Annotated in this window: 7 protein-coding genes; 3 read left to right on the top strand and 4 right to left on the bottom strand. The window is 52.3% G+C overall.

Annotated elements, in window-relative coordinates; translation table 11 throughout:
• Window positions 1–186: 186 nt before the first annotated feature.
• Entirely contained in the window at window positions 187–2,385 is a 2,199-nt protein-coding gene (gene uvrD / locus B3P58_RS01425; protein WP_286715538.1) for a DNA helicase II, read from the bottom strand.
• 186 nt (window positions 2,386–2,571) lie between these two features.
• Between uvrD and B3P58_RS01420 the strand changes: the two genes are divergently transcribed.
• Window positions 2,572–3,426 (top strand): SIS domain-containing protein, encoded by an 855-nt coding sequence (locus B3P58_RS01420; RefSeq protein ID WP_145467045.1) that lies wholly within the window; start codon window positions 2,572–2,574, stop codon window positions 3,424–3,426.
• 292 nt (window positions 3,427–3,718) lie between these two features.
• A complete protein-coding gene (locus tag B3P58_RS01415) occupies window positions 3,719–3,892 on the top strand; it encodes a PA3496 family putative envelope integrity protein (protein ID WP_225670593.1) in 174 nt (57 codons plus the stop codon).
• A 76-nt stretch (window positions 3,893–3,968) separates the two neighbouring features.
• Here B3P58_RS01415 and B3P58_RS01410 read toward each other — a convergent pair whose 3' ends face one another.
• The 3 genes from B3P58_RS01410 to B3P58_RS01400 all read right to left on the bottom strand — a co-directional run bounded on the left by B3P58_RS01410 (window position 3,969) and on the right by B3P58_RS01400 (window position 6,392).
• Complete coding sequence (locus tag B3P58_RS01410) at window positions 3,969–5,237, bottom strand: ammonium transporter (RefSeq protein WP_286715534.1); 1,269 nt, start codon at window positions 5,235–5,237, stop codon at window positions 3,969–3,971.
• Between the two features lie 45 nt (window positions 5,238–5,282).
• Window positions 5,283–5,621, bottom strand: coding sequence for a P-II family nitrogen regulator (glnK, locus tag B3P58_RS01405; RefSeq protein ID WP_145467055.1), 339 nt, complete (start codon window positions 5,619–5,621; stop codon window positions 5,283–5,285).
• A gap of 78 nt (window positions 5,622–5,699) precedes the next feature.
• Entirely contained in the window at window positions 5,700–6,392 is a 693-nt protein-coding gene (locus tag B3P58_RS01400) for a TorF family putative porin (protein WP_286715531.1), read from the bottom strand.
• Between the two features lie 393 nt (window positions 6,393–6,785).
• Here B3P58_RS01400 and B3P58_RS01395 point away from each other — a divergent pair, with 393 nt between their 5' ends.
• Window positions 6,786–7,034, top strand: coding sequence for an accessory factor UbiK family protein (locus B3P58_RS01395; protein WP_286715528.1), 249 nt, complete (start codon window positions 6,786–6,788; stop codon window positions 7,032–7,034).
• Window positions 7,035–7,067: the final 33 nt, after the last annotated feature.

Here is a 7,067-nt window from a genome sequence, read left to right as displayed (position 1 = left end):
TTTTTTGGCCAGGACGTTACCAGCTTCCATTTAAAGGTTTGCTGCGGTGCGGCTACAGCGGCTTGTTCTGCATCTTTCTGGCAGCCACTGAGTCCGGCGATAGCCACTACGGACAGCAGCAGGGTCGTCAGGCGTTTCATATTCCGTTTGCTCCTTGTTATTGTTTCAACCGTATTGTGTTCTGAATTAAAGTGCATCCAGTTTGGCAAAGCTGGCCACCAGCCATTTGCTGCCGGCGTCATCAAAATTAACCTGCACCCGCAGACCGCTGCCCTGCCCTTCAAATTGCAGCACCGTGCCTTCACCGAACATTTCGTGGTACACGCGCTGTCCTAAGGTGTAGGGCAGATTACCGTGCACAAAAGAAGGCTGCTTCATTCTTGCTGAAGGATCACGGGCCGTCAGTGGCCGGCTGACGCTGTTTTTCAAGCGGACTTCGGCAATCAGTTCTGACGGAATTTCGCGGATAAAACGCGATGGCGTGCTGTAATTTTCCTGGCCGTGTAAACGCCGGCTTTCAGCATGGGTAATAATCAGTTTTTCCATTGCCCGGGTAATGCCGACATAGGCCAGACGCCGCTCTTCTTCGAGGCCTTCGGCTTCGTCCATCGACATTTTATGCGGGAATAAACCTTCTTCCAGACCGGCCAGAACCACCTGCGGAAATTCCAGACCTTTAGCCGAATGCAGTGTCATTAACTGCACAGCATCTTCATATTCGTCGGCCTGACCGTCACCGGCATCCAGCGCCGCGCGGTCGAGGAATAATGCCAGCTCATTGGTTTCGGTATCATCGTTGTCGTCAGCATTAAAACCATCATCGCTTTCAAACTGACGGGCGGCATTGATTAATTCTTCAAGGTTATCGAGACGCGCCTGGCCCTTTTCACCTTTTTCTTTTTTATGGTGCTCAATCAGACCACTCTGATTAATGACCTGATCGACAATTTCATGCAGCTCCAGCTCGTCGATACCGACGCTCATTTCCTCGACCAGATCGAGAAAAATCTGTACCGCAGCACTGGCACGCTTCGGCAGCATGCCATGCTGTACCGCCGCCTCAGCCGCCGCCCACAACGAGCTGCCCTGATCGCGGGCATAGCTGCGCAAAATATCCACGGTTTTTTCGCCAATCGCGCGTGCCGGAACATTAATAACACGCTCAACCGAAGCATCATCCTGACGGTTCAGTAATAAACGCAGATAAGCGAGAGCATTTTTAATTTCCAGCCGCTCGTAGAAACGCTGGCCGCCATAAATGCGGTAAGGAATACCGGCACGCAACAAGGCTTCTTCCAGCGTACGCGACTGCGCATTGGAACGGTACAGCACGGCCATTTCGGCACGCTGACGGCCACTGCGCGCCCACTCATCGACCTGATCGGCGATATAACGCGCTTCATCCTGCTCGTTAAAAGCGCTGTACAGCTGGATGGTTTCGCCTTCTTCACCTTCGGTGTGCAGGCTCTTGCCCAGACGTCCGGTGTTGTTGGCGATCACCGCGTTGGCCGCTTCCAGAATGGTTTTGGTCGAGCGGTAATTCTGCTCCAGCTTAATGAGCTCGGCACCGGGGAAATCGTGCTGGAAGTTACGGATATTATCGATATTGGCACCGCGCCAGCCGTAAATAGACTGATCGTCATCGCCCACCGCCATCACCGACACACGATCCCCGGCCAGCATGCGGATCCAGGCGTACTGGATGTTGTTGGTATCCTGAAACTCGTCGACCAGAATATTGCGGAAACGCTGCTGATAATGCTCCAGTAAATCCGGGTGATGTAACCACAGTTCGTGCGCACGCAGCAGAATCTCACCGAAGTCCACCAGTCCGTTCTGCTGGCAGTTATCTTCATACAGCTGATACACCTGTTGCATGGTGCGCGAGAAAGGATCGGCCGATGGCATCACATGCGCTGCGCGGCGACCTTCATCTTTCTGTTCGTTGATAAACCACTGAATCTGCTTCGGCGGATAGCGGCTGTCATCAATATTGTTGGCTTTCATCAGCCGCTTGATCAGCCGCTGCTGATCGTCGCTGTCGAGAATCTGGAAATGCTGCGGCAATCGCGCTTCACGCCAGTGCAACTTCAGCAGGCGGTGCGCCAGACCGTGGAAGGTTCCTACCCACAGGCCATTCGCCGGTATCTGCAGCAACTGCTCCAGACGGCCTTTCATCTCTTTGGCGGCCTTGTTGGTAAAGGTCACCGCCATCACCGAAAACGGCGAGACATTTTCCACCTGCAGCAACCAGGCAATGCGGTGCACCAGCACGCGGGTTTTACCCGAGCCGGCGCCGGCCAGCACCAGCTGATGGCGTGAACTTGCAGCCACCGCATTGCGCTGGCCATCGTTTAACTGATCGAGAAGTAATGAAATATCCATGGCGTGCGAGTCTATCAGATGCCGGGGTAAAAATGCTGCTGTTTTATACAGTATCCTGCCGTATTCGCCGCCGTGATAACGCCACCACTGCGGCCAGATTCTGTCTGCGGCCAGTATTCCATAGGCTTCACTGCAAAAAGCCCTTTATAATTCCCCACTTACCAGCCGACACCAGGAAATCCTGTTGTGAGAAACAGCCCGATTCTGGCCGAAATCGCCGCCGCCATCCCCAGCCTGCGCAAGTCTGAGGTAAAGGTTGCCGAGTACGTGCTGCGTGCCCCGCAACAGGTGATGCATATGCGCATCGTCGATCTGGCGCAGGAAGCACAGGTCAGCGAGCCGACCATTGTGCGTTTCTGCCGTGGTATTGGCTGCAATGGCTTTCAGGAGTTTAAGGTGCGTATCGCGCAGGAAATGGCGATCACCAACAATATCGGCCAGTTCGCCATCATCGAAGACGACAGTATCGAAGATATCTGCGACAAGATCGCCGACACCACCATTCAGCGTCTGCATCAGGTTAAGACCCAGCTGCAAAGCACTCAGGTGGCTGCCGCGGCCAATGCTATCAGTAATGCCCGACGGGTAGAGTTTTACGGTTTTGGCGCTTCCGGCGCGGTGGCTATTGATGCCCAGCACAAGTTCTTCCGCCTGCAGGTGGCCACGGCGGCCTACAGTGATCCGCATATGCAGTCGATGTCGGCAGTTACGCTGAGCGAGCAGGATGTGGTGGTGGCAATTTCCCAGAGTGGCCGCACCAAAGATCTGCTGCACTCGGTACAGCTGGCCCAGCAACACGGCGCTATGGTAGTCAGTCTGGCACCTGCCAACACCGCTCTGAGTGCGGCCGCCGATCTGCCAATCAATATCAATATTGAAGAAGACACCGAACAATTCACACCGATGACCTCGCGCATCGCCCACCTGATGGTGATCGATATGCTGGCGGTTGCGGTAACCCAGCGCCGCGGACCTGAGTTTGCCGCCCACCTTAATGCCATCAAACGCAGCATCAAATCTTTGCGGCTGGAATCTGACTAGTCGGTCAGGTTCCAGATTTTACGATCAGACGTTTTGCGCCACTTCTTATAAATGCCGCTGACTTTTTGCTCAGTACATTTCCCTGTAAATCCCTCTCAAGAAACAGCTGCGGATGCTATGCCACGATTTCTGCGGGCTGAGCGCTATACAGGGGACTTTCGTACCGCCTGAGTGCCGCTGAACAGAATTTGGCCTGACCAGCGATTACTGTCATTCTTTTGCAACCAATAAAAAGAAAAATCACAGCAGGATTTACTGTGATCAACCAGAGGGAAAGATAATGGAAGCAGCAATGAAATTCGAAGCCCACGAAGAAGTTGTCTCCTTTGATCAGGAAGGCAAAGTCGTTGTTAATAAAGACTCCCAGATGTCGAAAAAACTGATGGCACGCCGTGCCATTGAAGCCCACCTGGAACGTAAGCGTCTGGAACGCGACCTTGAAGATTTCTACGCCGAAGAAATCTGACTAAACAAAATCCAATAAAAAAAGCCGGTCAGTTTCCTGACCGGCTTTTTTATTTCAGCTCTTGCTGAGTGACCAATTATTTATTGGTGAACTCAGGGTAAGCTTCCATACCGCACTCAGACAGATCAACGCCTTCGTACTCTTCTTCTTCAGTCACACGCAGACCCATGATGACTTTCAGCAGCATCCAGGTGATGAAGGAAGCCGCGAATACCCATACAAAGATCGTTGCCGCACCCATCAGCTGACCGCCGAAGGTAGTGCCGTCTGCAGTTACCGGTACAACCAGCAGACCGTACAGACCAACCACACCGTGTACAGAGATAGCACCAACCGGGTCGTCGATTTTCATTTTATCCAGCGTCAGGATAGACAGCACCACGATCAGACCACCCACCAGACCAATAATGGTCGCAGCGAAAGGGGTTGGAGTATCAGGGCTTGCAGTGATAGCAACCAGACCAGCCAGAGCACCGTTCAGAGCCATAGTCAGGTCCGCTTTGCGGAACAGGATGTAAGCCAGAACCAGAGCACCGATCAGACCACCAGCAGCGGCAGCGTTAGTGTTCATGAACACAACAGCTACTGCGTGTGCATTACCGATATCGCCCAGTTTCAGTACAGAGCCACCGTTAAAGCCGAACCAGCCCATCCACAGGATAAAAGTACCCAGGGTAGCCAGTGGCAGGTTAGCGCCAGGAATCGCACGGATTTCACCGTTAGGACCATACTTGCCTTTACGGGCACCCAGCAGGATTACACCAGCCAGTGCTGCAGCAGCACCTGCCATGTGTACGATGCCGGAACCTGCGAAGTCTTTGAAACCAAAGTCATCGCCCAGGCTGTACATACCGAATACAGAAGCACCGCCCCAGGTCCATGCACCTTCCATCGGGTAGATAACCGCAGTCATCACTACCGCGAACGCCAGGAAAGCCCACAGCTTCATACGCTCAGCAACAGCACCGGATACGATGGACATTGCCGTCGCTACGAACACAACCTGGAAGAAGAAGTCTGAAGCGCCGGAGTAGATAGAACCACCCTGGAAGCCATCTTCACGGGCCGCGAAATCAGCCAGTACTGCAGCAGAATCCACTTCAGTGATACCAGACAGGAAGTAACCGCCGCCGTACATAATCTGATAACCACACACCAGGTACATGGTGCAGGCAATCGCAAACAGAGCGACGTTTTTAGTCAGAATTTCAGTGGTATTTTTAGAGCGGACCAGACCCGCTTCCAGCATGGCGAAACCTGCCGCCATCCACATTACTAACGCACCGCATACCAGAAAATAAAAGGTATCCAACGCGTACTGGAGTTCGAAAATATTATTTTCCATTCTAAGCCCCCCGCATAAGGCTCTGATTCATTGAATGAGGAAGGATCAGATCGCGTCTGCGCCGGTTTCACCGGTACGGATACGAATGACTTGTTCCAGGTTGGTAACGAAGATTTTTCCGTCGCCAATCTTGCCGGTGTTCGCCGCTTTGGTGATGGCTTCGATGACTTTTTCAGTCAGGTCGTCAGCTACCGCTACGTCAATTTTTACCTTAGGCAGAAAATCCACCACGTATTCAGCACCACGATACAGTTCAGTGTGACCTTTCTGACGGCCGAAACCTTTTACTTCGGTCACTGTGATGCCCTGAACGCCAATCTCTGACAGCGCTTCACGCACATCGTCGAGTTTGAATGGCTTAACCACAGCTGTAATGAGTTTCATAGAAAACCCCTTTGTTAAACGCTACGAGTTTAGGTTTTATTAATGGCCCATGCGGGGGCACGGGCCATTGTATGCTTTTTACATAGAGATAGGCAGGCTGTAAGAAACAACCACTTTCAGGTCCTCATCAACACCGGCTTCGCCTTTGTCCAGATCAGCACTCTGGTCGATTACTTTGGACAGAGTGAACGCCAGGTTATCGTTATAGGCATAACCTACATCCAGGTGGGTGTAATCGCTGTCATCGCCATCGTCGGCTTTACCCAGCGTGAAAGAGTAGGCATCCAAGCCATAACCCAGGGTGAAGTAGCTGGAGTTATCGTCACTCTCAGCACCAATAGGCTTGTAGTAAGTGAAAGAAGCACCGGCATAACCCAAAGAGATAATTGCATCGGCATAGTCAAAGGTATTGCCACGATCATCCGGATTACCAGCTGCACCATCACCCTTTGGATATACGTAGTTCCACAGGATTACGTCATAACTGAAGTCACCCATTTCAGCGCCATAGCCCAGGTACAGATCGTATTCATTACCCCAAGAGGTATCACCGCTTGAAGTCCATACGCCTGCATAAGCGCCGGAAGCACTAACTGTCAGATCACCAGAAACAGCAGCAGCGCCATTCCCCAGATCCTTACCACGCCACAAATACATGCTGGCAACAGTTGCCGATGCAGAAACTTCAACTTCAGCCTGCGCAGTAGAAACAGCGGCCAGACCTGCAGTCATCACACCAGCCAGAGCGATTGCTTGAGACAGTTTTTTCATGGTTCTTTTCCTTCATCAGTTATTCAAAGCTTTTATTAAGTAAACCGGTGAGCGCACCGTTTTCTTTCTGTACTTACCTTGTACATGTCCTATAGCAGCGGCTGTGCCAACTTTTAAAAAATGCGGTTTTTCAGGGAGTTAGCAACAACCATCCGCTAAAAAGCCCTCATAGCAGTTCAACGGCGGTGCATCGGGCTGTTTTTCAGCCCCTTTTGGTGCACCTGCAAATCAGCATAGGCACTAAATTGATGCACGAGCAGGTCGGGGGAAATAAAACGGGGCAAAGGCCCGGATTGACATAAAGCAAAAGCATGGCGGCATCGCAGGTCACGCCCGGTACTGGGGCCATATTGCCTGGCGTGGTAAACTCCCGCCGGTATATAAGGAAGCCCTATGATGAACAGCGAACAAATCCGTAACCGTGTCGAACAACTGTTGCAACAAAGCCCACTGGCCGGTCTGTCAGCCGATGTACGCTTAATGCTGCAAAGCCAGTTACAGAGCTTGCTGAGCAGCGCCAATCTGATCAGCCGTGAAGAATTTGAAGTACAGGCGGAAGCACTGCGCCGCACCCAGGCGAAACTGGCGGAGCTGGAAAGCAAACTCAGTCAGCTGGAACAGCAACAGAACCAGCCGCAGTAATAGCAGCCCAGAAAAAAGCCGGAGCATGCTCCG

Origin of the sequence: Thalassolituus sp. UBA2009 (genome assembly GCF_002335285.1) — a bacterium.
In the GTDB taxonomy this organism is placed as follows: Bacteria; Pseudomonadota; Gammaproteobacteria; order Pseudomonadales; family Oceanobacteraceae; genus Venatoribacter; species Venatoribacter alkanivorans.
This window is presented reverse-complemented; position numbering and strand designations above follow the sequence as displayed.